Source organism: Cognatazoarcus halotolerans, assembly GCF_009800965.1.
GTDB classification, from domain to species: Bacteria; Pseudomonadota; Gammaproteobacteria; order Burkholderiales; family Rhodocyclaceae; genus Cognatazoarcus; species Cognatazoarcus halotolerans.
Genome location: NZ_WUAF01000008.1, coordinates 86,226 through 113,096, shown reverse-complemented (window position 1 = coordinate 113,096; position 26,871 = coordinate 86,226). Strand labels below are relative to the sequence as shown.

Here is a 26,871-nt window from a genome sequence, read left to right as displayed (position 1 = left end):
ATAACCCGGCCCCGACCGCAGCGCACCCCGCATTTTTGCCTGTCAGCCTTTCGGCACCCGTCCCATCAGGAAGAACTGCTCGTTCGGCGGCGTCCCGGTCAGATGAACAAGGCGGTTGCTCATGGAGAAGAACGCCGTGATGGCACCGATGTCCCAGATCGCCTCGTCATCGAAACCATGCTCGCGCAGCACCGCCATGTCGGCATCCTCCACCGCACCGCCGGACAGAGACAGCTTCATCGCGAAGTCGAGCATCGCGCGCTGGCGCGCCGTAATGTCGGCCTTGCGGTAGTTGGTGGCAAGCTGGTCGGCCACGTACGGGTTCTTCGCGCGAATCCGCAGCACCGCACCATGGGCCACCACGCAGTAGAGGCAGTTGTTGGCACCCGAGGTGGCCACCACGATCATCTCCCGCTCGGCCTTGGTCAGACCGACATCCTTTTCCATGAGCGCATCGTGATAGTCGAAGAAGGCACGGAATTCCGCCGGGCGGTGGGCCAGCATGAGAAAGACGTTTGGTACGAAGCCGGCCTTTTCCTGCACACCGAGGATGCGGGCGCGGACGTCTTCGGGTAGCTCGGCGAGCTCCGCGACCGGGAAGCGACTGATTTTTGCCTGTGTCATTTGCAGATCCTGTTTCCGTTGTTGTTTCCGTTGTATGCGATGCCGGGCAAGTGCGGCACGCTGCCGGACTTGCCGAAGCCTCGGAGAATATTCAGCGATTCACATCCACCACGATGCGCCCACGCACCTTGCCTGCCAGCAGTTCCGCCGCGGTGGGGATCGCTGCCGCAAGACCGATTTCGTGGGTGATCAACTCGAGCAGCGCGGGGTCGAGGTCACGCGCCAGGCGCGCCCACGCCTCGAGACGATCGGGCCGGGGGCACATCACGCTGTCGACACCGGCCAGCGTCACGCCACGCAGGATGAAAGGCGCCACCGTGGCGGGCAGGTCCATGCCCTGAGCCAGGCCGCATGCCGCAACCGTGCCACGATAACGGGTCGTCGCGCAGACGTTGGCCAGCGTATGGCTGCCGACCGAATCGACCGCCCCGGCCCAGCGCTCCTTGCCGAGCGGGCGGCCCGGTTCGGAAAACTGCGCGCGGTCGATGATCTCCGCGGCGCCGAGCTTCTTGAGATACTCCGCCTCCGCAGGCCGACCGGTCGAAGCCACCACGGTGTAACCGAGCCGCGCGAGCACCGCCACGGCCACGCTGCCGACGCCACCGTTGGCTCCGGTCACCAGCACCTCGCCCTTGTCGGGCGTGACGCCATGGCGTTCGAGCGCCATCACGCACAGCATCGCGGTGTAGCCGGCCGTGCCGATCGACATCGCCTGCTTCGGCGTGAACCCGGTGGGCAGCGGCACCAACCAGTCGCCCTTGAGGCGCGCCTTCTGCGCCAGCCCCCCCCAGTGCCCCTCACCCACGCCCCAGCCGTTCAGCACCACCGCATCACCCACGCGGTAATCCGGATTGCTGCTGGCCTCAACCGTACCCACCAGATCGATACCCGGCACCATCGGGAACTTGCGCACCACCGGTCCCTTGCCGGTGATCGCCAGGCCATCCTTGTAGTTGAGCGTGCTGTACTGCACCGCCACGGTCACATCGCCGTCGGGCAGCTGTGCTTCATCTATTTCAGCCAGGTTTGCCCGGTAACCCGCGTCGTCCTTCTCGATCAGAATGCCCTTGAACATTTGCTGCCTCCTTTTTGGACCGATTGTCTCTAATTAAACGAAAAAATCATCGCGGCAGACCGCCGATGAAACCCTGCGCAAAGATGTCGAGTGCCGTCTCGCTGCGCATGAGGCGGGCGCGCAGGACCGCCCCTTCCCAGCCGATCCAGAAATACGCGGCCAGCCGTTCGCAGTCGGCTTCGGCCGCGATATCGCCTCGCGTGCGCGCCAGAACCAGGCACTTCGCCAACCGCGCCTGCCAATCGAGGAACACCGCCTCGAGTCGATCGCGATAGGTTTCGGGCAGCGCACTCATCTCCTGCCCCAGATTGCCGATCAGACACCCCCGCCTGAACCCGTGGCGCGCCATGCCAGCCTTGGCATCATCGACAAAAGCGGCGAGGCGGGCCAGCGGCTGCCGCGAATCGTCGAGGAACCAGCGATCGAGCTTGCGGGCGAAGTAGGCCGCGTAGCTGTCGACCACTTCGAGGCCAAACGCTTCCTTGCTCTCGAAGTAATGATAGAAAGAACCCTTGGGTACGCCGATGCGCTTGAGTACCGCATCGATTCCCGTCGCGGTGAAACCCTTTTCGGTGAGCACCTCGATGCCGCAGCGGATCAAGGCCTCGCGCGTTTCAAGACGATCATCGATGCGCTTGGGCGGCCGGCCGGGGCCACGGCGGATGGGAGTCGGATCAGGCATGGCCGGATATTAGACCGATCGTTTAGTAAACTCAAGGCTCATTTCCATTGGACCCTCCGCCACCTTTTCTGCACTCAGCCGAAAGGACGGCAGGAGACACCGAATCTCTTGTCGAGGCCCGCACCGCTCCGATTCGGCGCCACCGTCCGATACAAACGATGATACTTTCATGCCTCAGCTTCTTTTCCGTCATGTGCGAGACAAGGCACACTTCCACGAAAAAGACGAACAGATAGACGTCCGGCCATGCTTGATCGAGCATCAGACCCGAACCAGCCACACCGTGCCGAAAAACCGATTCTCACCGGTTTCGCGATTGCCGCGCTGCTGTCACTGCTGATTGCCCTCGCCGCGCTCTACAGCCTCGTACGGCTCGAGGGTGACCTTGGCCGGGTTGTCGAAACGAACGAACTCATCGTCACGCTACAGACGGTGCAGTCGCTGGCTTCGGACGCGGAAGCGGCCAGCCGCGGCTACGCCATCACCGGCGACCAGATCTTCCTTGTGTCCTATGTACGCGCAACCTCGCTCATAACCGGGCAACTCGAGAGCCTGCGGGGGCTCACATCCACCGACGCGCGCCAGGCCGAACACGGACAAAAGCTCACGACACTGATCGGCCAGCGGCTCGAGGTGGCGAAATTGCTGGTCGACACCCGGACCTCCGAAGGCTTCGAGGCGGCTCGGGCCATCGTCGAATCGGGCAGCGGCAGGCGCCTCCAGGATGCCATCCGCGAGACCGTCTCCGAAATGCGCGCCACGGCGCGGGGCCTCTATCAGCACCGCGCCGCGCAGACGGGCCGAACCACCCTGATCACCAAGCTCATCGTCGGTCTCGGGCTCGTCTTCGCCCTGCTCACCGCGTTCGCCGCCCGCACGCTGGTAAAGAACGACTACGCGGGCAGCCGGCGCGCGCATGACGAGCTCAACGAGGCCAACCGCCAGCTCGACGCCCGCGTGACCGAGCGGACCGCCGAGCTCACCGCAGCATTGCAGCGTCTCCAGCTCACCGACGCGGCTTTTCACGGCACCCAGGACGGCATCGTGATCACCGATGCCGACGGCTGGATCCTCACCGTCAACCCGGCCTTCAGCAAGATCTCCGAATACGCAGAGACCGAACTCGTCGGGCGTCACATCAATATGATGCAGTCCGCCCTGCACGACGGGCACCTCTACCAACAGATCTGGGACAGCCTGTCCCGCGCGGGTTCGTGGCATGGCGCGATCCCGAACCTCAGAAAGGGTGGAGAAGTCTTCCAGGCATGGCTCGGCATCAGCCGGCTGACCGATGATACCGGGGTGGCCACCCACTACATCGGCATCACCACCGATGTCGGCCGCATGAACCGCGTCGAGACCGAACTCGAGCGGCTCGCCCACCACGACACCCTGACAGGCCTGCCGAACCGCCTGCTGCTGATGTCCCGGCTGGAACACTCCATCGAACGTGCGCGACGCGACCGTCTGCTCTCCGCAGTGCTGTTTCTCGACCTCGACCGCTTCAAGCAGGTCAATGACACGCTTGGCCACGCAGCCGGCGACGCCCTGCTCCGGCAGGTCGCCGAGCGGCTGCGGCGACGGCTGCGCGAGGTCGACACCCTTGCGCGACTCGGCGGCGACGAGTTCGTGATCGTCCTCGAAGGACTCCAGAATCCGCTCGAAGCCGCCCGGATCGCCGAGGCCCTCATCGACGAGTTGCGCCCCGCCTTCGATCTTGGCGAACACGGCGAGGCGTCGATCGGCACAAGCATCGGCATCGGCATCTTTCCCGACCACGCCACGGCGCTCGACGTCCTCCTCGAATCTGCCGACAAGGCGCTCTACACGGCCAAGCGCGAAGGGCGCAACCGCTGGAAGTTCGCCGACCAGGCGAGCACGCCACAGCCCCCGGCCTGAGCGCCGCGCGCGACGTGCGCATCCCCCCGCACACCCGCCACCTTCACGCCACTGAGCCGACCGGCCTACCACCGACCCGCATCCGCGACACGGTCGCACCTGCGCACCCTTTCCCCTACCTGAAAGCCGACTGAAAGCAGTTTCCCCTCAAATGCGCCCACCGCACGGCAACCAGCCCCGCGGACGACAAGGCATTCACACAAGGAGGAAACAATGCACAACACCAAGTTCGCCGCGCTCGCGCTTGCCGCGGCTCTGGGCCTGCCGACGCTCGCCAGCGCCGAAGGCAACGTCACCATCTACGGCCTCATCGACGTCAACGTGGGCTACGAGAAAGCGGGCGATCTCAACCGCCTCGGCATCGACCACAGCGAGCTCAACGGCAGCCGCATCGGCTTCAAGGGCAGCGAGGACCTCGGCAACGGCCAGAAGGCGCTGTTCGTGCTCGAGAGCGGGTTCGATCCGTCGACCGGCTTCTCCGAGCAGGGCGGACGCCTGTTCGGCCGCAGCGCCTACGTGGGCATCGAAGGCGGCTGGGGCAAGCTGACGCTCGGTCGCCAGTACTCGCCGGCCTTCTACGCGCTCGATCCCTACGAAGCCACCGGCAGCGCCGACCGTACTGCCGGCCTGCTGTATCGCAAGAGCGGCTCGGTCAAGCGCGGCTACGAGACCCGTTTCGACAACATGATCAAGTACCGTTCGCCGAGCTTCAGCGGCTTCTCGGCCGAGGCAGGCTACTGGGCCGGCGCCGAAAACGGCGGCTCGGGCGATGCTCACAAGGAAGGCCGCGGCTACGGTCTGACCGGCATGTACAACAACGGCCCGATCGGTCTCGCGGCAACCACCCAGAGCTATTACACCAACGCCACCGGCGGCAAGGCCACCACCAACGGCATCGCCGGCTCATACGACTTCGGCCCGGCCAAGCTCTACGCCTTGTACACCCAGGATCGCGAGAGCGGCAGCCAAGGCACCGGCAAGGCGCGCAGCTACTCGGTCGGCGCCGAGGTTCCGGTCACCAAGGCCGGCACCGTGGCGGTGAGCTACGGCTCGCGCGACGAGAGCAACGAGGCCAACACCGAGGATGCACGCGGCTGGTCGCTCTATTACACGCACGGGCTCTCCAAGCGCACCACGCTGTACACCGCCTACTCGCACATCAGCAACAAGGGCAACGCCAACTACGGCTGGAATCTCACACCTGCGGCCGGTGACGACCCGAGCGTGGTGATGGCAGGCATCCGCCACCGCTTCTGACGCCCCTATCGCTCCTCTTGAAGCACGCCATCTGCAGGCGTGCCCAATTGACGCCCCGACCGGTGGAGGGGATTTCCGGTCGGGGCCTTTTTTCGTCCATCGACAGCGCAACACCGAGACATCGATACCCGCCGAAAGCGGACTGAAAGTCACCACGCATAAGGTCGGGCTATCACCCCATAAACGACAGCAGGAGACAGCAATGCAGATAACCGGAATGCTCTACGGCAGCAAACTGCTCGAATTCGTCGAGTTTCCCAGCGCCGAAGTGCTCGGACCCGATGCCAGCGAGGAAGCCATCAAGGCGATGATCGAGCGACACGGTTCGGTCTTCATCAAACCGGTCTTCAAGGGTGGCGTCGGCAAGAAGGGTAAGGCCGGCCTGCTTGGCCGGGCCAAGGACCTCAAAGGTGCGCTGGCCGAGAAGGAGCGCCTCTACTTTGTCGAGCATCACCACGGCAACCAGTCCGCCAAGGCCAACGGCGTGACCTTCGAAGGCGCCGTGCCGGCCGAGCACGAGATCTACTTTTCGCTCTCGGTGTCGACCGAATTCCGCGCCCCCACGCTGACCATCACCCACTGCGGCGGCATGGACATCGAGGAAGTCGACGAGAAGCACATCGCCCGCGTGCCCTTCGACGCGCTCACCGGCATGAAGGCCTTCGTGGTCGCCAACGCGCTGGCCGACATCGGCGCTCCGCCGGAGATCATCTCGCCGCTGGTGCAGCAACTGCCCAAGTTGTGGGAGCTGTATCACAACTTCGGCATGACCACGCTGGAACTCAACCCGATCCGCATGCGCCCGGACCGCCGCGGCCGGCTCACCCCGGTAGCCTGTGACTTCAAGTGCGGCTTCGACCGTGACGACGCGCGCTGGCATCGCCTCAACCTGCCGAGCGAACTCTTCGCCGCCGATTATTCGGACTTCGAGCAGGAGATCAACCAGCTGCGCACCCACCAGGGCCAGAGCGACGTCTACGTGATCAACGACAAGGGCACCGTCCTCGCGCCGACCTTCGGCGGCGGCGCCAACTCGCTGGTTACCGAGATGCTCGGCGACGACGCGATCATCTCGTCCGATTTCGGCGGCAACCCGCCCTACGAGAAGATGAAATCGGTGGCGGCGATCTGCTTCAGGCACTGGCTGGCGCAATCGAACGTGCTCTTCGTGATCGGCGGCAAGTCCAACAACACCGACATCTTCGAGACCTTCCGCGCCATGGCCGACGCCCTGCGCGAGCACTTCGCCAAGCACGGCCCCACCCCGCTGTTCGTGGTGATCGGCCGCGGCGGCCCCAACCTCGTGCGCGGCATGGGCGTGTTCCGCGACACCTGCGAGGCGCTCGGCCTGCCCTATCGCATCTTCGGCTTCGATTCGGCGATGAGCGAGGTGGTCGACTACGCCCGCGAGGTCAACGAATGGATGAAGGCCGGCGGCCGCGCGCAGATCGCCGCCAGGCTCGGCGTCACCCAGGCCGTGGCGGCCTGAAGCCGACCCGCCCGCAATCACCAGGACATCAAGGAGACAGACATGCATCAGCAAGGCGTAGGCGACTTCGCGTATTACGTGGGAATCAGTTCCCTTTCCCAGATCGCCACCCGGCACGACCGGGTGTGCGTGCTCAACATCCTCGGCGGAGAATCGTCCGAGGTCACCCCGGTCAGCCACGTGTGGTCCGGCGGCAACGTGGTGTTCGGCACCGCCCCCGGCAAGAGCGGGCAGGTGCTCGAGACATCGCTCGGCCCGGTACCGGTCTTCAACAGCGTGCGTGAAGGGCTGGACGCCGGGCACCGCTTCAATTGCGGCGTGGTCTACCTGCCGCCGACCGCGGCACGCGACGGCGTGGCCGAGCTGATCCGGGTGAACCCGGAACTGAAGAAGATCTTCATCATCACCGAGAAGATCGCGGTGCACGACGCCCGCGAGATCCGCGCCATGGGCCAGCAGGCCGGCATCGACATCTTCGGTGCCAACTGCCTCGGCGTGGCCGATGCCTGGAACGAGGTGCGCATCGGCGGCGCGCTCGGCGGCGACAGCCCGTCCGACACACTCAAGCGCGGCTCGATCGCGATCCTCTCCAACTCCGGCGGTTTCACCACCACCATCGCGCAATACCTGCGCATGGCCGGCTGGGGCACCACCACCCTGGTCTCCAGCGGCAAGGACATCTACATCCACTATGCCGCGCCGGAGTTCGCCTTCGCGCTGGCCAACGACGCGCGCAGCAAGGCGGCGGTGCTGTACTGCGAGCCGGGCGGCTACTACGAGCGCGACGCGGACTTCACCAAGCCGGTGGTGGCCTGCGTGGTCGGCCGCTGGAAATCCAGACTCACCCGCGCGGTCGGCCACGCCGGCGCGATGGCTGGCGGCAGCGACGACGCCGCAGCCAAGGAAGCCTGGTTCATGGAGAAGTTCGGCGTCGATGGCATCTATACGCCCGACAAACCGGTGTTCTCGGCCAAGGGCGCGCTGGTCACCAACATCGCCCACATCCCCGCCGCGCTGACCGCGGTGATGCGCGCCAACGCCACGCTGCCCGACTTCGAACCGGAAGGCACGATGGAGCTCAAGCCCTGGTTCGGAAGCAACATGGGCATCGAACTGCCCGCCGCAATCGACCTGCCGGTGGTGCAGGCGATGCCGCCCTACCGCGAACAGATCGGCGCACTCGCCAGCCAGGTCGGCGCGGTGTTTGCGCGGCAGAACATGAAAGACATCTCCGGCGCCTCGCAGATGGACCCGCGCACCCAGGTCTCCAGCCTGCACGGCGTGACCATGCTGCAGGCCGCGCAGAACAGCCTCGAAGCCAACCTAGCGCTGGCCTTGCTGCGCGAAGCCGGCGGCCGCAACGACCGCGCGCTGGTGAATATCGCCGTCGGCGCCTTCCTCAACCTGCACGGCACACCGGCACTGGCCGCGGCCGACGCTGCGCGCGAGTCGGGCAGCGCACCCAATGCGGTGCTTGCCGCCGCAGCCGCGATGGTCGGACCGCGCGCCGCCGAACCGGCCCGCCAGGTCGCCGCGCTGATGATCGAGCTGTTCTCGCGGGCCGGCCTGCGTCGCGCCGAGGATGACAGCTTCGACGCAAGCGCCATCGAAATCGACGAGGCCACCCGCGCACGCCTCATCGGCAGCGAAGCCGATCCGCTTGCCGGCGCGATGATCGAAGCCGCCATCGCGCGCGGCGTGCGCTCGGCGCCGCTCGGCTGGCTGATCAGGCTCGGCGCCCATCCGCGGGCCGAGGCGGTGCTCGCCGCGCTCACCACCACGCTGGCCTGGGGGCCGCTGCAACGCAAGCGGGTGTCGCGCACCACCGTCGAGAACCTGCCTTGGTGGATGCGCCTCACCGGCACCCTCATCGGCGCCACTGCCCCCGCAGAGCAGCACACGGAGCAGGGCCTGTGCGGCATTGCCCAGACCCGGCTGCTCGGCGAATCCTCGCTCACCGAGGTGGCGGCCACCGCCCTGCTCGGACGCGCCCCGGGCAGCGACGACCTGTTTGCCTACCAGACCCTCACCGGCCTTTTGCTCACCAACGGCCCGGGCGCGATCTCCGCCCAGGGCGCCAAGGGCGCGGTCTCGGCCGACGGTCCGGAAACGCCTTCCCGGGTACAGCTCAACAAGGCCATGATCGGTTTCCTGAGCCACACCGGCTTCGCACACGGCGGCAACGGCTTCGAAGGCGTCGCCTTCCTGCTCGAGCGCTTCGCCGGCCACACCCTCGCGGACCCCGCCAGCCCCGACCACGGTCTGGACCTCACCGCCATGGCCACCGCCTACGCCCGCGAATACGGCGCCGAGCGTGCCGCCAGCAAGGAAGTCGGCAGCGCCGCACGCAACATCCCCTGCGTGAATCACCCGGTGTTCAAGGACAAGCCGGTGAACATCGACCCCCGCGAGGAATTCGTGCGCAAGCTCTTCGAGGCACGCGGCGAGTACAACGTCTTCCACGACTACTACCGCAAGCTGGTGCAGGCACTATATGACGAGGGCGTCACCCGCAACGTGTTCTGTGTGAACGTCGATGCGCTGATCGCCACGCTGCTGCTGAAGATGATGTGGCCGGCGTGGCAGGCCGGCAGCCTCGCCCCGAACGAGCTCGAGACCGCCGCCTTCACCGCATTCCTGCACGGACGCCTGATCGGCTGCGCTGCCGAAATCGAGGATCACCTCAACCGCGGCAAGAACATGGACACCCGCACGCCGCAATCGCAGGTGAGGTTCGTCGCCTGATCGACGCCACGGCCGCCGGCACGCAGACCGTGTGCCGGCGGCCGGCAGGCTCAACGCCCGCCCCGGCTGCAGCGGCTGGCACTGGCAACGCAAGCAATGGAGGAACAGAATAGGACGAAACGAGCGCTGGCGGCTTCCGCCGCGGAGGGAACGAAACATGCGTCGAAACCGGAGCCTGTTCCCAGGCCAATTGGCAGCCCTCAGCCTCATCATCGCCGGCTGCGCCTCCGAGCCCGGGCAGATGAACTACCTCTCCGAACCGAATCTTCCGATCACCGGGCGGGTCGACAAGGCGCCGGAATCGCTCACTGCCGACACCCTGGGCTCCGACGTGCTGGTCTATGGGCGGCTGCGCTGGATCGACAACGGCGAAGAGCGCACCGACTACCGCAGCGGCTGGGGCTGGAACGTCTGGCTGCGTTATTTTCGCGACTATCCCGAAAGGTCCGGCCTGTTCGTCGTTGAAAAGGACGGCCAGTTCACCTGGCGCATTCCACGCGGCACCTACACCGTCTACCAACTCGAATGGCGCGAGGTATCGGACGGCATGCACTACCTCGTTCCAAAGCTCCGCTTCGAACCGCCAGCCAGTGCAAATGCCGTCTGCCTGGGGACCCTGCTGATCGACATCCGCTCCAAGCGCGACGTGATCGGCGGCCACTGGGTGAAGAATATCGGCATCCAGGTCGACGACGACTGCGACCGCCTGGGCGCGCGTTTCGCGACTCACTACACCGACAACAGGCTGGTCGCGGGCAAGGCGCTCATGCGTTTCGACGCGCAGATGCAGATCCCCAGGTCACTCCAGAACCGCAACGCGCTGCTGGGCATTTCAAGGGCCTTGAATCCCAACCTGTTCATGATCCGCTGACCCGGGACGCGGCCCCCGGCGAACGGGCACGATCGTCCGGGGATTCGCCTGAATTTCCGGACTATTGCAGCTGCCAGGTGGCCGACAAGGCCTCGGCCTGCTGCAACACGGTCTGCACCGCCGCGTCCTGAAGGTCCGGCGGGTAACCGTATTTGCGCAGGATGCGCTTGACCAGCACGCGCAGCCGCGCCCGGGCCGACTCACGATGCGCCCAATCCACCGCCACGTTTTCGCGCAGGCTCACCAGCAGCTCGTGGGCAATCACGCGCAGCTTGTCGTCACCCATCACCTGCAGGGCGGACTCGTTTTCGGCCAGCGCGTCGTAGAACGCGATCTCGTCGTCGGAGAGGCCCTGCTCCTCGCCGCGGCCGCGCGCCGCACGGATGTCCCGCGCCAGCCGGATCAGCTCCTGCAATACCTCGGCCGTCGTGATGGCATTGGCGTGGTAGCGGGATATGGCCGCCTCCAGCCGCTCGGTGAACGCACGGGTTTCCACCACGTTGGTGCGGCTGCGCGAACGGATGCCATCCGCGAGCAGCTTGCGCAGCGCCTCCAGGCCGAGGTTCTTCTTCTCCATCTGCTGCACTTCGGCGAGAAACTCGTCCGAGAGGATGGAGATATCCGGCGACTGGATCCCCGCCGCGCTCAGGATGTCGACGATCTCGGTGGACACCACCGCCCGGCTCACGATCTGCTGGATGGCCAGGTCACGTTCGTGGTCCGATCGACCACCCCCGGACCTGCTCTTTGTCAGCGCCACCCGGATCGCCTGGAAGAACCCGACTTCCTCGCGGATGTCCCGCGCCTCATCCGAACTGGCCGCCAGCGCGAAGGCTTTCGACAGGGCCAGCACCCCGTCGGCGAAGCGCCGCTGCGCCCGCTTCTTGCCGTCGGGGGTGTTCTCCGCCGCCGCCCACTGTTGCTGCTGCGCCAGAATCCACTCGATGGCCTCGGCCATCATCACCAGGCGCTCGCCCGGCGTACCGACCAGCGCGCGCTGGTAGCCGAAGCCATGGAACATCTCGCGCACGATCTCGAGCTTCTCCAGCATCACCGCCACCGCCTCGGCCTCGTCGATACCGGTCTTGTCCTGGTCGGGGCGGGAATACTGCGCCAGCGCGGATTTCAGGTTCTGTGCGATGCCGATGTAATCGACGATGAGCCCCGCCGGCTTGTCGCGGAACACCCGGTTCACCCGGGCAATCGCCTGCATCAACCCATGGCCTCGCATCGGCTTGTCGATGTACATGGTGTGCATGCTGGGCGCGTCGAACCCGGTCAGCCACATGTCGCGCACGATCACCAGCTTGAGCGGGTCCTGCGGATCGCGGGCGCGCTTGGCGAGCAGGTCGCGCCGCGCCTTGTTGCCGATGTGGGGCTGCCAGGGTGCCGGGTCGGAGGCGGCACCGGTCATCACCACCTTGATGCTCCCGGCCTTGTCATCATCGCTGTGCCAGTCCGGCCGCAACTTGACGATCTCGTCATGGAGCGCCACGCAAATGCGCCGGCTCATGCACACCACCATGGCCTTGCCATCGAGCGCCGCTACCCGGTCCTCGAAGTGCTGCACCAGATCGGCGGCCACCAGCGCCAGCCGCCTGGGACTGCCCACCAGGGTCTCGACCGTGCTCCACTTCTGCTTGGCGCGCTCGGCGTCGGACTCGATCTCGTCTTCCAGCAGCGCCTCCACCTCTTCATCGATGGTCGGCCTCTCGGAATCAAGAAGTTCGATGCGCGCCAGGCGGGATTCATAGTAGATGGGCACGGTGGCGCCATCCTCCACCGCCCGGCTGATGTCGTAGACATCGATGTAATGACCGAACACCGCCGGCGTGTTCACATCCGCCGCCTCGATCGGCGTTCCGGTAAAGCCAATGAACGACGCATTGGGCAAAGCATCACGCAGGTACTTCGCAAAGCCATAGGCGATCTCCCCGGTCTTCGCCGTCACCCGGGCCTTGAAGCCGTACTGGCTGCGGTGCGCCTCGTCGGCGATCACCACCACGTTGGCCCGGTCGGTGAGCATCGGGAATGTCGTGTCGTCCGTCGCCGGCGAGAACTTCTGCAAGGTGGTGAAGATCACCCCGCCCGAGGCGCGGTTGAGCAGGGCGCGCAGGTGCTCCCGGTCCTGCGCCTGCACCGGCGTCTGGCGAAACAGGTCGCGGCACATGGCGAAGGTGGCGAACAATTGGTCGTCCAGGTCGTTGCGGTCAGTGAGCACCACCAGGGTCGGATTGGCCATGGCCGGCGCCGCCACCAACAGGCCCGCATAGAAAGCCATCAGCAGGCTCTTGCCCGAACCCTGGGTGTGCCAGATCACCCCGGCCTTGTGGTCGCCCGGCGGCTGGTCGGCCGCATCGGGCAAGCCGTACACCGCCGGCTCTTCCGCCGCACCGGCGAAGCTCGCCCGCAGCGTGGAGGCCACCGCCTTCTTTACCGCGTGGAACTGGTGATAGCCGGCGATGATCTTCACCAGGCCCTCGGGGCGCTCGCCAAACACGGTGAAGTGACGCAGCAGATCGAGCAGCCTTTCCGGCGCAAACACCCCCTCGATCAGCGTCGCCAGTTCCGGTGTGCCCTTCGGCTCGATGCGCCGGCCGTCGACCGTGCGCCAGGGCATGAAGCGCTCCAGGTCGGCCGACAGCGAGCCCACCCGCGCCTGCAAACCGTCCGAGCTCACCAGCAAAGCATTGCTGCGGAACAAAGCCGGAATCTGCTGCTTGTAGGTCTGCAACTGGTTGAAGGCGCTCTCCACGGTGGCATTCTCACCACCCGGCGCCTTGAGTTCGATCACTGCCAACGGCAGGCCATTCACAAACACCACCACATCCGGCCGGCGCCGCGCATGGCCCGCCACCACCACCAACTGCTGTACCGCCAGCCAGTCGTTGTTGGCCGGCATCTCGAAGTCGATCAGGCGCAGCTTGCCCGCCGTCAGTACGCCGTCCTCGGCGTAGTACTCCACATCCGCCCCCTCGACCAGCAGGCGATGGATGCGGCGGTTTTCCTCCAGCAGGTTCGGCAGTTCCGATTGGGTCAGGCGGCGGATCGCGTCGGCCCGGGCTTCCGCCGGCAGGGTCGGGTTCAGGCGCGCCACGCTGGCGGCCAGCCGGCCGGCCAGCACCATCTCGTCATAGGCGGCCCGCTCAGGATTCGCCCCGTCCGGGCCGATCAGCTCATCCGAAGCCGTGGCATAGCCCAGGCTGGCAAGCTGCGCGAGCAGCGCGGATTCGAGTTCAGCTTCGGAGAGAAAAGCCACGACCGTGTTCCCCTTGGTTGCGATCAGGTTCGCTTCGCGACGCGCTTTTCATGCGGGTGCGCGCTCATGTTAAGAAAACGCGCTTTTTCTAACATGACGCGAGGGTCATGTTAAACAGATGGCGCTGCGATCATCGTTGTTCCGTGGCGCCGTTCTCGCTCAACAACACGAAATGCTCCACCAGCTTCACCATCAGGTCTTTCTGCTCGGGCAGGCTTTCGGCCACCAGCAGCGCCAGCGCCACCAGGGTGTTGTCGTTGATCAGGCGCTCCACCGGGCGGGCCAGCAGGTGCTGGTTCAGGCGCAGGTACCACAGGAACAGGAACGAGCCGGTGCGCTTGTTGCCGTCAGCCAGCGGATGGTTCTTGATCACGAAATACAGTAGATGTGCCGCCCGGCTGGCTACGTTGGGGTAGAACAGTTCCTCGCCGAAGCCCTGCTCAATGGTGGCGATGCTCGAGGCCAGACCGTCGCCGCGCAACTGCCCGAACAGCTCGGTCGCTTCGCCCTTGGCGATCAACTCCGCCTTGAGCTGGGCGATGGCGGCCAGCACCGCATCCAGGTCAAGCGCGCGCATCCCCTGCTGGGTGGCGCGCTGCCCGATCAGGCTCTGCTCGTCGTAGCCTTGCAGCAGGCTCCAGCTACGGGCGTAGTCGCCGATCACCTGCAACACGGCCCGGCCCTCGTCATTGACCAGCTGCCGGCTGTCCAGCGTGCGCGCCAGCAGGCTCACCACCTGCTCGAACTCGATGCCACGCTCCTGCAGGCGGCGCTGGTTGAGGGAGTAGCCGTCCACCAGATGCTGACGCAGCACGCCGGTGGCCCAGATGCGAAACTGCGTGGCCCGCGCCGAACTCACGCGATACCCCACGGAAATGATGGCGTCCAGGTTGTAATGCTTGAGCCGCCGCTTGACCTGCCGGGCGCCCTCCTGCCGAACTACCGAGAAATCCTCGGTCGTTGATCGCTCATCCAACTCCTTGTCGGAGAAAATGTTTTTCAGGTGCAGGCTGATGTTGTCCGTCGATGTGGCGAAAAGCGCCGCCATCTGCCCCTGGCTCAACCACACGGTTTCGCCTTCAAGCCGCACTTCAACCGGCTGCTCGCCCGACGCGAAGATCATGATGTCAGCCATGGCTCAAGCCTCGTGTCCGTCCTTGTATTCGCACATCGGTGCCGACGTCATGGACCGACATGCTCGACGAATTTTTCCGCATCGGCAACTCGGAGCTCGCCGGAGATCAGTTTGGGGAGCAGGGTGTCGCGGAGTTGGGCTAGCACACCGGCCTCCGATTGCAGTTGTTTTATGCAAGTGAAAATGGGCGAAACGCGGTCCGAAAAACAACGTACTAAATCATTTGTTGGAACGAGTATCGGAAGTGCCTTAATGCTTTTCGAGTTCACAGCGGTTGCGATAGACGAGGTGTTCCCCAGCCTCCCAAAGTCAAATTCACGGAGGTAGCAGTACAGATACTCGCTTGAGTAGGTGTTTTCATCTCTGACTTTAAGATGTGCGATAGCCTCGTTGGTCACCATTTCCCCATCAGTAATCGCGACACGGCCAACCGTAAGTTTGAAGCTCAAAATTACGGTGTTATCAGGGACTACCCGAACGTTAAATTTCTCTACTGCCTCAGCTGTCAGGAATTCAGATGTCTCCTGCAAGAAAACACCCGAATTTCCCATATCTCGTATGGAGACCCAGGGCACATCAGTGTCGGCAGTAGAAAACCACTGGGATTCTTTTCGTGGAGGAGTCTTGCCGATCCCAACGTCAGCGACGATTTCCGCAGCTACTTCTTCCCACCCCGCCGGCTTCCCCGCCTCATCGAGCCGTTCAGGAAAAAGCCGCCAGAGCTCGGCGGGCAGATAGGGTTCGCGGCCTTCCATCTTGGCGCGGACGGGGCCGAAATCGACGAACCAGTCCTGGAACAGGGCGCGGGCCATGGCCTCCAGGGTCTGGCTGCGGCGGCGGTTGAGTTCGATCTTGTCGTCCAGCGTGCCGAGGATGTGGGCGATGGCTCGTTGTTCTGGAGGCGCTGGCAGGCAAACGTGAAACGCTTTTGCCTCTGGAAAATAAATTGTCTGATGTGTTGTTCCGCTAGCGAAACGTAGGAAAGCGCGCCGCTCGGAAAGCAACACATACTTAAAATATCGATAGTCGATCGCTTCAGAACAGACCCAATTCACGAAATCTTGGCTCGTGGCCATTGGTCTTCCCATAACCACGACATAACCAACGGATGCCGTTCTGGAGAGACACACCGTATTTTTGGGCAGGATTCGAGCAGACGAGTTTTCTATCCCAAGTGCGGTCGTGTGCTGAAACGTATCGTCAAGAACGCGGCCGTGATTTTCAGTAGCGTCCTTTATGCCTATCCACGGAATATCGCCGCCCCAGTATTCGGGATGCTTTCGGCTGGGCGTGTGTCCAGATTCCAGTCGCGCGACAGAATTGAGCGGTGTCCAACTCCAACCTTTCGGAGCGGGGCGATCGGGTTTCCCCACAGAGAGTGAATAATCGCCAACAATCACTCCTTGGCTTGCAGGCTTCCCACCCGTCCTCGTTTCAGGGCGACTAGCTGTCATAACCGAGCTCCCGTAGGTTCGCCCCGATCAAAGCATCCAAACGCACCGCTTCCTGCTGCTGCTCCCGCCACTGGGCACTGAGCCGGGCCATCTTCTCGGCAAAAGGTTCGCCATCGTCCTCGGCGACTTCGGCGCCCACGTAGCGCCCAGGCGTGAGCACATGGCCATGCTGGCGGATCTCGTCCAAGGAAGCGGATTTGCAGAAACCGGGCACATCCACGTACTCGCCGGCGTCCTTCTCGCCACGCCAGGCATGGTAGGTGTCGGCGATCTTCTGGATGTCGGCCTCGGAGAGTTCGCGGCGGGTGCGGTCCACCAGCGTGCCCATATTCCGGGCGTCGATGAACAGGACCTCGCCCCGGCGGTTGCGCAGGGTTTCCTTGCCGCGTTTGCCGTTGGACTTGTCGCGGGCGAGGAACCACAGGCAGGCGGGGATCTGGGTGGAGTAGAAGAGCTGGCCGGGCAGGGCCACCATGCAGTCCACAGCGTCGGCCTCGACCATGGCCTTGCGGATCTCGCCCTCGCCGCTCTGGTTGGAACTCATGGAGCCGTTGGCCAGCACCACCCCGGCGGTGCCGAAGGGGGCCAGGTGCCAGTGGATGTGCTGCAGCCAGCCATAGTTGGCGTTGCCCACCGGCGGCACGCCGAACTGCCAGCGGGCGTCTTCGCGCAGGCGGTCACCGCCCCAGTCGGAGATGTTGAAGGGCGGGTTGGCGAGGATGTGGTCGAAGCGCAGGTCGCGCAGCTCGTCCTTGTGGAAGCTGCCTTCGTTGTTCCAGCGGATGTCGCTGTCGATGCCGCGCACGGCGAGGTTCATCTTGGCCAGCCGCCAGGTGGTGTAGTTGCTCTCCTGGCCGTAGATGGCGATGTCGCCGATGCGCCCGCCGTGCTCGAGCACGAACTTTTCGGACTGCACGAACATGCCGCCGGAACCGCAGCAGGGGTCATACACCCGGCCAGCGTAGGGTTCGAGCATTTGCACCAGCACCTGCACCACCGAGCGCGGGGTGTAGAACTCGCCGCCGCGCTTGCCCTCGGCACCGGCGAACTGGCCGAGGAAGTATTCATAGACGCGGCCGAGCACGTCGCGGGATTTCTCGCCCTTGTCGTTGAGGGCGATGCCGGAGACGAGGTCGATGAGCTCGCCGAGCATCACCTTGTTGAGCGCCGGGCGGGCGTAGTCCTTGGGCAGCACGCCCTTGAGGGAGTCGTTGTCCTTCTCGATGGCGCGCATGGCGTCATCGATGAGGGCGCCAATCTCCGGGCGCTTTGCCGCCGCCTTGAGATGCGACCAGCGCGCATCCCTGGGTACCCAGAAGATGTTGTCGGCGAGGTATTCGTCCTTGTCCTCGGCGGCGGCCGCGTCCTCGGCCAGCAGCTCGGCATGGCGGGCCTCGAAGGCGTCGGAGATGTACTTGAGGAAGATGAGCCCGAGGGCCACATGCTTGTAGTCGGAGGGCTCCATGTTGCCGCGCAGCTTGTCTGCGGCCTTGAACAGTTCGGCCTCGAAGCCCAGGTCGCCGCCCTGCCTGTTGCCATTCGCTTTCGCCATCGGGTTCCTTTGCAATTCGGTGCACGGCGCCGGATGCGCCGCATCGGGCATCGCCGTTCGTGGAAGTGCCGGGATCGTATCACCCGGGCATCCGAACACGGCCACCGACATGCCTGATTGCCTGCGGTCCGCACCCGCCCGACAAATTTTTGCGGACCTGTCGAAATCCGCCCCCGCCGTTCGACTAAGGTACAAGCACACACACAACACCCCCACCCCAGCCCCGACCAAAGGAGAGAAATCATGCCCACCGGTACCGTCCGTCTGCATCGCGTCCTGCGCGCAAAACCCGAGAAGATCTACCGCGCCTTCCTCGATGCGGAAGCGCTGGCCCGCTGGCTGCCGCCCAATGGCTTCACCTGCAAGGTCGAGCACCTGGATGCCCGCGTTGGTGGCAGTTTCAGGATGGCTTTCAGGAATTTCAGCACCGGCAACGGAAACGCCTTCGGCGGTCGCTACCTGGAGCTGGTTCCGAACGAGCGCCTGCGCTACACCGACCAGTTCGACGACAGCAATCTGCCCGGCGAGATGGTGACCACGGTGGTGATGCGCGCGGTGGCCTGCGGGACCGAGCTGGACATCGTGCAGGAGGGCATCCCGGAGGTGATCCCGACCGAGTTCTGCTACCTCGGCTGGCAGGATTCGCTCGATCATCTGGCCCGACTGGTCGAGCCCGAGATTCCGGACTGAAGAGGCGCCGTGGCCCGCCAGCGCAAGCCACGGCAACAAAGCGACACCGGTACTGCAAGGGGAAATGCCATGGCCGTCGAACTGAATCACACGATCGTGCATGTCGGCGACAGCGCCGGCGCGGCGGCAGCGCTGGCCTCGCTTCTCGGCCTGCCTGCGCCGGTGCGCTTCGGCCCCTTCCAGGTGGTCACATTGGCAAACGGGGTGAGTCTCGATTTCATCGACGACAGCGGCCGGATCGCGCCCCAGCACTATGCCTTCCTGGTTTCCGAAGCCGAGTTCGATGCGATCTTCGCGCGCATTCGCGAACGGCAGCTCGCCTTCTGGGCCGACCCGGCGCGCAAACACCCGGGCGAGATCAACCATGGTGACGGCGGTCGCGGGGTTTACTTCGCGGGGCCGGACGGGCATTTTCTGGAGATCATCACCCGGCCTTATGGCAGCGGCGGCTGAACGCCGTCACGACACCGGGCAGCACGCCCCTTCAACACCCCCAGAGCAAGCGATGTCCCGAATCAGAATCCCCGCCGCATGGATGCGCGGCGGTACCAGCAAGGGCCTGTTTTTCCTCGCCGCCGACCTGCCGGCCGAGCCGGCCGCGCGCGATGCGCTGCTGGTACGCGCCATCGGCAGCCCCGACCCCTACGGCAAGCAGATCGACGGCGTGGGCGGGGCCACCTCGAGCACCAGCAAGGTGGTGATCGTGTCGCCTTCGCAACGGTCCGATTGCGATGTGGACTACCTCTTCGGGCAGGTGCCGGTAGGCGGCTCGGCGATCGACTGGTCGGGCAACTGCGGCAACCTCACCGCCGCGGTGGGGCCGTTCGCGATCGAGCGTGGACTGCTCGCCTGCCCGCGGGACGGCATCGCGGTGGTGCGCATCTGGCAGGCGAACATCGGCAAACACATCATCGCCCATGTGCCGATGCACGACGGCGCGGTGCGCGAGGACGGCGACTTTCTTCTCGACGGCGTGGCATTTGCCTCGGCGCCGATCCGCTTGGAATTCCTCTCGCCCGGCGGCGGCGCGCTGTTCCCGGCAGGCGGGCCGATCACCCGGCTGGCGCCAGACGGGCAGCCGCCGGTCGAGGCGACCCTGATCAACGCGGCGATTCCGCTGGTGCTGGTTGAAGCCGCGGCGCTCGGTGCCGACTGCGCCGCATCGCAGGCGCAGCTCAATCGCGATGCGGCACTGCTGGCGCGCTGCGAGGCCCTGCGCGTTGCGGGCGCAGTAGCGATGGGCCTGGCCGGCTCAAGCACCGAGGCGGCCGCGCGCGGCCACACGCCCAAGATCGCCCTGCTCGCCCCGCCGCAATCCTATGTGGCAGCGGATGGTCGCCACGTGGAAGCCCGCGCGCAGGACCTGACCGTGCGGGTGCTGTCGATGGGTGTGGTGCACCACGCGATCCCGGGTACCGCGGCGATCGGTCTTGCCGCCGCGGCGAGCATTCCGGGCACGCTGGCGGCGCGTCAGCTGCGCGGCTCGGTCACCAGGCTGCTGCGCATCGGTCATCCTTCGGGACGGGTCGAGGTGGGTGTGAGTACGCGCTGCGAGGGCGGCGACTGGCGGCTCGACAAGGCCGAGATGCAGCGCAGCGCGCGCCTGCTGATGGATGGCGTGGTGTGCGTGCCCGGGGTCAGGGCCTGATCCGCAGGAACAGCCGGTACAGCGCCGGCGCACCCATGGTCAGCACCACCACCCGCAGCACATGGCACACGGTCACCAGCGGCACACCGAGTTGCAGCACCTTGGCGGTGATGCACATTTCGGCCACGCCGCCCGGTGCAGCCGCCAGCACCAGGGTTGCCAGCGGCGCGCCGGTCACCGCCGCGGCGGCCAGGGCGAGCAGGCTGCCGAGCCCCACCGCAAGCAGCGCGGAGGCGGTGGCCGCGGCCAGGAAGCGCGGCGCGGCGCTGAAGAACTCCGGCGAAAAACGGCAGCCGAGCGCGCAGCCAATCAACAGCTGACCGCCGTTGACCACCCCGCCCGGCAAGGCCGACAGGCCCACGTCGAACCCGGTCGCGAGCCCCACCCCGAGCAGCGGACCAAGCACCCAGGCATTGCCGACCTTCAACACGATCAGCAGCCCCGCGCCGGCGAGGCTCGCCAGCAACAGCAGCGGCAGGCGCTCGGGCAGCACCGCGGTGGCCAGCGGTTGGTAAGCGTCGCTGCCGTGCGCGCCGAACCAGCTCAGACCGAAGGGCACCACCGCCACTACCACCATCACGCGCAGGGCATGCGCGGCGGCAATGCGATCGACCGCGCCGCCGAAGCGTTCGGCGACCACGGCCATCTCCGAGGCGCCACCCGGCAACGAGGCGAAAAAGGCGGTGGCGCGTTCCTCGCGGGTCAGCCCCGCGGTGAGCAGCGCGCACAGCAGGCCGACCAGCAAGGCCCCGCCGGCGATCACGCTCACCAGCAGCAGGTTGGCACCGAGGAGCACCAGCACCGCGGGCGTGAAATAGAGGCCGAGCGCGGTGCCGATGGCCCACTGCCCGGCCTGCCGGCCGCCGGCAAGCGGCTGCAGCGGCACGCCGGCCATGCGCAGCAGGGCCACGGCGAAGAGCGGACCGAGCATCCACGGCAGCGGGGTATGGATGCTGTGCGCGGCAAACCCGGCAAGCGCTGCAACCAGCAGGGTCAGGCCGACCAGGAAAAAACCGCGCAGCGGGCCGGAAGCGGCCGAATCGAAGAGAGGCATGAGGACGAGCGACGTTGTATCAGGGTGGCGGCGGCGCGATCGTCTCTCGCCACTGCCGCAGAAAGACCCGCCCCTTCATCTGGTCGAGATAGGTCAGCAGGCCCGCGCCGATCGCGATCGGCCGGAAGGCCCCGCCGAGGCTGTGGCGCAACTGCTCGGCGGCTTCGCCCGCAGGCACGTCGGCGCGCACCGAGTAGAAACCGGGTTTTTGCGAGAGCAGGCGCTGGCCGCGCGGCGAGAGCAGATAGTCGAGCCACAGGCGGGCGGCATTGGGATGCGGCGCCTGGCGCGCGATGAAGGCCACCCGGCTGAGCACCAGGGTGTAGTCGCGCGGATACACCACGCCGAGCCGGGAATCCTGCGCGGCACGGGTCATGGCGTAGGAGCCGAGCACGTTGTAGCCCAGCACGGCCCTGCCGTCGGCAACCCGGTCGAGCATTGCGGCAGTGGAAGCCACCGTCTGGATGCCGGTCCGCCCGAAGGCTTCGGCGAGACGCCAGAAGACCACCGGGTTGGCGAGCACGTCCTGACTCTGCAGCAGGAAGCCGATGCCAGAGCGTGCCGGGTCGTAGGTGACCAGCAACCCCCGGTATTCACGTGGCGAACGTGCCAGCAGGCGCAGGAATTCAGCGTGGCTGGCAGGGACTTCGCCGGAGGTCAGTGCCTCACGGTTATAGACCATCGCGACCGGCTCGAAGGTGGTACCGAACGCTTCGTTCTTCCACACCGCCCAGGCAGGCAGCGCCGCGGTCTCGGCCGAGCGATAGGGCTGGGCATGACCGTCGTTGACCAGCTTGACCTGCAGATCCATTGCCGAACTCCACAGCACGTCGGCTCGCGGCCCGGTCTGCTCCTCGGCAAGGAAGCGCTGATACAGCTCCACCGAGTTCATGTCGTGGTACTCGGTCCTGACACCCGGGTAGAGCCGCATGAAATCCTGCAGCAGATCGCGCGCCACGCTCTCGTCGGTGGCGCCGTAGATCACCACCACGCCCTCGCGTGCCGCGGCGACCTGCAGATCCGCCTGGGCGCGAGCCTGCGCCGCCGGGAGCAGCATCGCCCAGACAAACATCAGCAGCAGGCAGCCACGCGGACGGGGCAAACGGAACACGTCGGGTCTCCAGGCTGTGCGCGCAAGGCTTTGCGCACGGGGTTCTTTTGCGGCAGGATAATCGGCCACAAAGCTTTCGATCCACTTTCAACACCATGCGCTTGCTTCTCGTGGAAGACCATGCAGACCTGGCCGAGTGGGTATCGAAAGCCCTCACCCTGGCCGGTTACGCGCTCGACGTGATGACCCGCGGCGATCACGCGGATCATGCCCTGCTGACCCAGCCCTACGATGCGGTGATCCTCGACCTGTCGCTGCCCGGCCTCGACGGGCTGGAAGTGCTCAAGCGCATGCGCGCGCGCGAATCCACCGCCCACACCCCGGTCCTGATCCTGACCGCCCGCGGCAGCACCGAGGACAAGGTGCGCGGCCTCAATCTCGGCGCCGACGACTACCTGCCCAAGCCCTTCGATCTCTCGGAACTCGAGGCGCGCATCAAGGCCTTGCTGCGGCGCGCCGGCAACCTCGTGCCGACGGTGCGGATCGGCGCGCTGAGCTTCGATACCAACTCGCGCCTCGCCAGCGTGGCGGGCAAACCGCTGGCGCTGACGCCACGCGAGCTGGCGGTGCTCGAGGCACTGATCTCGCGGCAGGGCCGCCCGGTGGCGCGCGAGACGCTGTTCGAGAAGGTGTTCAGCTTCGACGAGGACGCCCGCCCCGAGGCGATCGAGATCTATGTACACCGACTGCGCAAGAAGCTCGACGGCTCGGGTGCGGTGGTGACGACGCTGCGCGGTCTCGGCTATCTGATCGATGAGTCCGCCGAACGCTGAGGGCGGCGGCCGGTGAAGCCCGAAACCAGCCTGCGGCGGCGGGTCGCGGCGTGGCTGCTGCCCGCGCTGCTGCTGTTGCTGGCGATCAACGCGGTGCTGTCCTATCTCGGCGCGCTGGTCGCGGTGAACCGCGCCTACGACCGCTCGCTGACCGCCTCGATCAAGTCGATCGCCGAGCGGGTGCATTCGCTCGAAGGCGAGATTTCGGTGGACGTGCCCTACTCCGCCTTCGAGGTCTTCGAGGCGGGCGTGCAGGAGCGCATCTTCTACGCCGTGATCGGCCCGGACGGGAAACTGGTCACCGGTTACGAGGATCTCGCACCACCGCCCGGCCTGGTGGCGGATGGCCCGCCGGTCATCGCGGACGGCGACTATCGCGGCGAGGGCGTACGCATCGGCGCGATCAGCAAGCGCCTTTACGATCCGGCGCAGCGGGGCGGGGATACGGCAACGATCGTCTTCGCCGAGACCATCGAATCGCGGATCAAGCTGGCGCGGGCGCTGTTCCTCGACAGTCTGCAGCGGCAGTTGCTGCTCGTCGTGATCGGCGCGATCGTGCTCGCCTTCGCACTGTCTTCGGCCTTCAGGCCGCTGCTCGAGATGCGCGACACGGTGATCCGGCGCGACGCCGAGGACCTGACGCCGATCGCCCGCGAGGGGATTCCCAGCGAAGTCCTGCCGCTGATCGACGCGATCAACCATCACACCGAGCGGCTCTCCGGCATGCTCGCCGCACGGCGCCGCTTTCTGGCGGATGCCGCCCACCAGATCCGCACCCCGCTGGCGGTGCTCGGCACCCAGGCGGAATACGGTCTGCGCGTCGGCGATGCGGCCGAGATGCGGCGTACCTTCGAAGGTCTGCTGACGACGGTACGCGACACCCGCCGGATGGCGGACCAGATGCTGGCCCTGTCGCAGGCCGAATTCACCAACCGCCCGGCGCAGCACGAAGCGCCGGTCGACCTCAGCCGGCTGGCCCGTGAGGTGGCGCTCGAACTCACCATGGTGGCCCGCAAGAAGCCGATTGATCTGGCCTTCGAAGACGGCGGCGAGGCGCTGATCGCGGGCGACCCGCAGATGCTCCACGAACTGATCGCCAACCTGCTCGACAACGCGATCCGCTATAGCCCGGAGCAGACCCAGGTGGTGATCGCAACCGGCGCGACGGACGACGCGGTGGCGCTGTGCGTGAGCGATCAGGGCCCGGGGATTCCGGCCGCCGAGCATGACAAGGTCTTCCAGCGCTTCTATCGCATCCTCGGCCAGGACAAAGCACCGGGCAGCGGGCTCGGCCTCGCCATCGTGCGCGAGATCGCCATCGCCCACGGCGGCCAGATCACGCTCGACGCGGGAGCGGACGGGCGCGGGTTGACCGTGCTGGTGGAATTCCCGCGGGTCCACCGATCCGCCGTCGTGCAATCGTGAAAAAACGCGGGGTGCCAGGGCACCCCGCGTGGAACCGCGTCACTGTCAGGTGCGACGCGGCAGATCGGGCGGAAATCGGGAGGAGATCCGCCGCCCGAACGATACTCAGGCCTGCGCCAGGCGGTTGCGACGCGCCTCGAAGGCCTTGGCCAGACGCGGCCCCACCAGCATCGCGATGGCCGCGACCCACAGGCCGATCGAGATCGGGCTGGAGAACAGGATGGAGACCTCGCCATTGCTGATCGACAGCGCGCGGCGCAGGTTCTGTTCCATCATGTCGCCGAGCACGAAGCCGAGGATGAACGGCGCCATCGGGAAGTTCATGACCCGCAGCAGATAGCCGAAGCCGCCCAGCAGGGTGCCGACGATGAGGTCGAAGGTGGTGCCATGCACCGCATACACGCCGACCATCGATACCGCTGCCACACCCGGCACCAGCACCCAATTGGGAATCTGCAGGAACTTGACGAAGACCTTGACCAGGGGAATGTTCATGAGCACCAGCAGCACGCTGCTGATCGCCAGCGAGGCAATCAGGCCCCACACGATCACCGGCTGATCCTGGAACAGGGTCGGACCCGGGGTGATGTTGTAGAGCGTGAGCGCGCCGATCATCACCGCGGTGGTACCCGAACCCGGCACGCCGAGGGTCAGCATCGGAATCAGCGAACCGTAGGCCGAGGCATTGTTGGCCGCCTCCGGCGCCGCCACGCCACGCACGTCACCATCGCCGAAGCAGTGATCCTTGCCGGCCATGCGGCGCTCCATCGAGTAGGTCATCGCCGAGGCGATCGAGGCGCCGGCGCCCGGCAGCACGCCGACGAAGAAACCCACCACCGAGGAGCGCAGGATGGTCCACCGCGCAAGCATGAATTCCTTCATGTTGAACATCGTGCGGCCGGTGACCTCCACCGCCTGGGCACCGCCGTGATGGCTCTGCAGCATCAGCATCAGCTCGCTCACCGCGAACAGGCCGATCACCACGACGATGAAGGGGATACCGTCGGACAGGTGCAGCAGATCGAAGGTGTAGCGATACACACCGCTGTTGGCGTCGATCCCCACGCAGGAGATCATCAGGCCGATGAGCACCCCGACCATCGCCTTGAGCAGCGAATCACCCACCAGGCCGCCGAGGCAGGACAGCGCCAGCACCATCAGTGCGAAGTACTCCGCCGGGCCGAAGGCCAGCGCCCAGTTGGCGAGGATCGGCGCGAGGGCGACGATGCCCAGGGTGGCGATGATGGCACCGCTGAACGAGGCGACCGCAGAGATCGACAGGGCCGGGCCGGCGAGCCCCTTCCTGGCCATCGGGTAGCCGTCGAGCGTGGTCATGACCGCCCCCGCGTCACCCGGCACGTTGATGAGAATCGCCGAGATGCGCCCGCCGAATTCGCAGCCGGAATAGACCGCCGCAAGCAGGATCAGCGCCGACTCGGGCGGCAGTTTCATGGCATAGGCGATCGGCAGCAGGATCGCCACACCGTTGATCGGACCGAGTCCCGGCAACATGCCGATGACCGTGCCGAGGAAGGCGCCGATCAGGCAGATCATCAGGTTCGTGGGCGATCCGGCGACGGCGAAGCCGTCGAGAAGATGAGAGATGATTTCCATGGCTTACCCCAGTAGTGGCTTGAGCCAGAAGCCGGTCGGCAGAACAACGTCGAGCAGCTTGTCGAAGAGCAGGAAAAGGACCACGCCAAGCCCCGCGCCGGCGATCAGCGACTGCTTCCAGTTACCGCCGAACAAACGGGCGAGCGGGACGCTCATGAGCGCGGTCGAGATGACGAAGCCGAGCTTGTCGAACAGCAGCGCATAGGCGAGCACTACCAGGAACATGCCACCGACCCGCATCAGCACCGGCGACGGTGCCCATTCGGTAGCCGGACGCTTGCTCAGCATGAGGCCGAGCGAGCAGATCCCGAGCAGCGTGAACACCAGCAGCGGAAAGGCGCGCGGGCCCACCGGTTCATAGGAGATCGGGGCCTTGAGGTCCCAACCGATGTAGATGCCGGCAGCAGACACCAGCAACAGGAAAATGCCGAAGATTCGTTCGCTCATGTTGTTCTCCATTCGCGTGATGGCCGCCTCGCGAGGCCGGCGCCGGACGGGCGCCGGTGGGCTCACG

Annotated in this window: 21 protein-coding genes; 10 read left to right on the top strand and 11 right to left on the bottom strand. The window is 65.8% G+C overall.

The genetic code is table 11. The features are described from left to right. Nucleotides 1–42: 42 nt before the first annotated feature. The 3 genes from GQB03_RS12130 to acuR all read right to left on the bottom strand — a co-directional run bounded on the left by GQB03_RS12130 (nucleotide 43) and on the right by acuR (nucleotide 2,381). Nucleotides 43–624 (bottom strand): peroxidase-related enzyme, encoded by a 582-nt coding sequence (locus GQB03_RS12130; protein WP_159689462.1) that lies wholly within the window; start codon nucleotides 622–624, stop codon nucleotides 43–45. A gap of 91 nt (nucleotides 625–715) precedes the next feature. Continuing rightward, nucleotides 716–1,699: an acrylyl-CoA reductase (NADPH) gene (acuI, locus tag GQB03_RS12125; protein ID WP_159689459.1), complete on the bottom strand. Its 984-nt coding sequence runs from the start codon at nucleotides 1,697–1,699 to the stop codon at nucleotides 716–718. A gap of 46 nt (nucleotides 1,700–1,745) precedes the next feature. Then, entirely contained in the window at nucleotides 1,746–2,381 is a 636-nt protein-coding gene (gene acuR, locus GQB03_RS12120; RefSeq protein WP_159689456.1) for an acrylate utilization transcriptional regulator AcuR, read from the bottom strand. Between the two features lie 246 nt (nucleotides 2,382–2,627). On the opposite strand from acuR, the gene GQB03_RS12115 reads away from it, so the two are divergent. The 5 genes from GQB03_RS12115 (at nucleotide 2,628) to GQB03_RS12095 (ending at nucleotide 10,642) form a co-directional block, all read left to right on the top strand. After that, on the top strand, nucleotides 2,628–4,280 hold the full coding sequence (locus tag GQB03_RS12115) for a diguanylate cyclase domain-containing protein (protein ID WP_159689454.1): 1,653 nt from the start codon (nucleotides 2,628–2,630) through the stop codon (nucleotides 4,278–4,280). A gap of 213 nt (nucleotides 4,281–4,493) precedes the next feature. Then, nucleotides 4,494–5,537 (top strand): porin, encoded by a 1,044-nt coding sequence (locus GQB03_RS12110; RefSeq protein WP_159689451.1) that lies wholly within the window; start codon nucleotides 4,494–4,496, stop codon nucleotides 5,535–5,537. 202 nt (nucleotides 5,538–5,739) lie between these two features. Further along, nucleotides 5,740–7,026: an ATP citrate lyase citrate-binding domain-containing protein gene (locus tag GQB03_RS12105; protein ID WP_159689448.1), complete on the top strand. Its 1,287-nt coding sequence runs from the start codon at nucleotides 5,740–5,742 to the stop codon at nucleotides 7,024–7,026. 42 nt (nucleotides 7,027–7,068) lie between these two features. After that, entirely contained in the window at nucleotides 7,069–9,771 is a 2,703-nt protein-coding gene (locus GQB03_RS12100; protein ID WP_159689445.1) for a CoA-binding protein, read from the top strand. A 157-nt stretch (nucleotides 9,772–9,928) separates the two neighbouring features. Further along, the gene (locus GQB03_RS12095) at nucleotides 9,929–10,642 is read left to right on the top strand and encodes a hypothetical protein (protein ID WP_159689443.1); all 714 of its coding nucleotides are present in this window, start codon (nucleotides 9,929–9,931) and stop codon (nucleotides 10,640–10,642) included. A gap of 61 nt (nucleotides 10,643–10,703) precedes the next feature. Here the strand turns inward: GQB03_RS12095 and GQB03_RS12090 are convergent, their stop codons facing one another. The 4 genes from GQB03_RS12090 to GQB03_RS12075 form a co-directional block, all read right to left on the bottom strand. Next, complete coding sequence (locus GQB03_RS12090) at nucleotides 10,704–13,901, bottom strand: type I restriction endonuclease subunit R (protein WP_159689441.1); 3,198 nt, start codon at nucleotides 13,899–13,901, stop codon at nucleotides 10,704–10,706. Nucleotides 13,902–14,031: 130 nt separating this feature from the next. After that, a complete protein-coding gene (rhuM, locus tag GQB03_RS12085; RefSeq protein ID WP_159689439.1) occupies nucleotides 14,032–15,036 on the bottom strand; it encodes a RhuM family protein in 1,005 nt (334 codons plus the stop codon). 47 nt (nucleotides 15,037–15,083) lie between these two features. Next, the gene (locus tag GQB03_RS12080; RefSeq protein ID WP_159689436.1) at nucleotides 15,084–16,490 is read right to left on the bottom strand and encodes a restriction endonuclease subunit S; all 1,407 of its coding nucleotides are present in this window, start codon (nucleotides 16,488–16,490) and stop codon (nucleotides 15,084–15,086) included. Further along, nucleotides 16,480–18,042 (bottom strand): class I SAM-dependent DNA methyltransferase, encoded by a 1,563-nt coding sequence (locus tag GQB03_RS12075; protein ID WP_159689434.1) that lies wholly within the window; start codon nucleotides 18,040–18,042, stop codon nucleotides 16,480–16,482. The genes GQB03_RS12080 and GQB03_RS12075 overlap by 11 nt, the downstream gene beginning before the upstream one ends. A gap of 243 nt (nucleotides 18,043–18,285) precedes the next feature. On the opposite strand from GQB03_RS12075, the gene GQB03_RS12070 reads away from it, so the two are divergent. The 3 genes from GQB03_RS12070 to prpF all read left to right on the top strand — a co-directional run bounded on the left by GQB03_RS12070 (nucleotide 18,286) and on the right by prpF (nucleotide 20,380). After that, on the top strand, nucleotides 18,286–18,732 hold the full coding sequence (locus GQB03_RS12070; RefSeq protein ID WP_159689432.1) for an SRPBCC family protein: 447 nt from the start codon (nucleotides 18,286–18,288) through the stop codon (nucleotides 18,730–18,732). Between the two features lie 69 nt (nucleotides 18,733–18,801). Further along, nucleotides 18,802–19,185, top strand: coding sequence for a VOC family protein (locus GQB03_RS12065; protein WP_159689429.1), 384 nt, complete (start codon nucleotides 18,802–18,804; stop codon nucleotides 19,183–19,185). A 52-nt stretch (nucleotides 19,186–19,237) separates the two neighbouring features. Next, complete coding sequence (prpF, locus tag GQB03_RS12060) at nucleotides 19,238–20,380, top strand: 2-methylaconitate cis-trans isomerase PrpF (protein WP_159689427.1); 1,143 nt, start codon at nucleotides 19,238–19,240, stop codon at nucleotides 20,378–20,380. On the opposite strand, the gene GQB03_RS12055 is transcribed toward prpF, so the two are convergent. Then, the gene (locus GQB03_RS12055; protein WP_159689424.1) at nucleotides 20,370–21,434 is read right to left on the bottom strand and encodes an AbrB family transcriptional regulator; all 1,065 of its coding nucleotides are present in this window, start codon (nucleotides 21,432–21,434) and stop codon (nucleotides 20,370–20,372) included. The genes prpF and GQB03_RS12055 overlap by 11 nt on opposite strands. Nucleotides 21,435–21,453: 19 nt before the next feature. Beyond that, complete coding sequence (locus tag GQB03_RS12050) at nucleotides 21,454–22,545, bottom strand: ABC transporter substrate-binding protein (protein WP_235027040.1); 1,092 nt, start codon at nucleotides 22,543–22,545, stop codon at nucleotides 21,454–21,456. A 95-nt stretch (nucleotides 22,546–22,640) separates the two neighbouring features. Between GQB03_RS12050 and GQB03_RS12045 the strand changes: the two genes are divergently transcribed. Further along, on the top strand, nucleotides 22,641–23,318 hold the full coding sequence (locus GQB03_RS12045) for a response regulator (protein ID WP_159689421.1): 678 nt from the start codon (nucleotides 22,641–22,643) through the stop codon (nucleotides 23,316–23,318). Between the two features lie 12 nt (nucleotides 23,319–23,330). Further along, nucleotides 23,331–24,743, top strand: a complete 1,413-nt coding sequence (locus GQB03_RS12040) for a sensor histidine kinase (protein ID WP_159689419.1) — start codon at nucleotides 23,331–23,333, stop codon at nucleotides 24,741–24,743. A 105-nt stretch (nucleotides 24,744–24,848) separates the two neighbouring features. Here GQB03_RS12040 and GQB03_RS12035 read toward each other — a convergent pair whose 3' ends face one another. Both GQB03_RS12035 and GQB03_RS12030 read right to left on the bottom strand, forming a co-directional pair. After that, nucleotides 24,849–26,357, bottom strand: coding sequence for a tripartite tricarboxylate transporter permease (locus GQB03_RS12035; protein ID WP_159689416.1), 1,509 nt, complete (start codon nucleotides 26,355–26,357; stop codon nucleotides 24,849–24,851). Between the two features lie 3 nt (nucleotides 26,358–26,360). Further along, nucleotides 26,361–26,804 (bottom strand): tripartite tricarboxylate transporter TctB family protein, encoded by a 444-nt coding sequence (locus tag GQB03_RS12030; RefSeq protein ID WP_159689413.1) that lies wholly within the window; start codon nucleotides 26,802–26,804, stop codon nucleotides 26,361–26,363. Nucleotides 26,805–26,871: the final 67 nt, after the last annotated feature.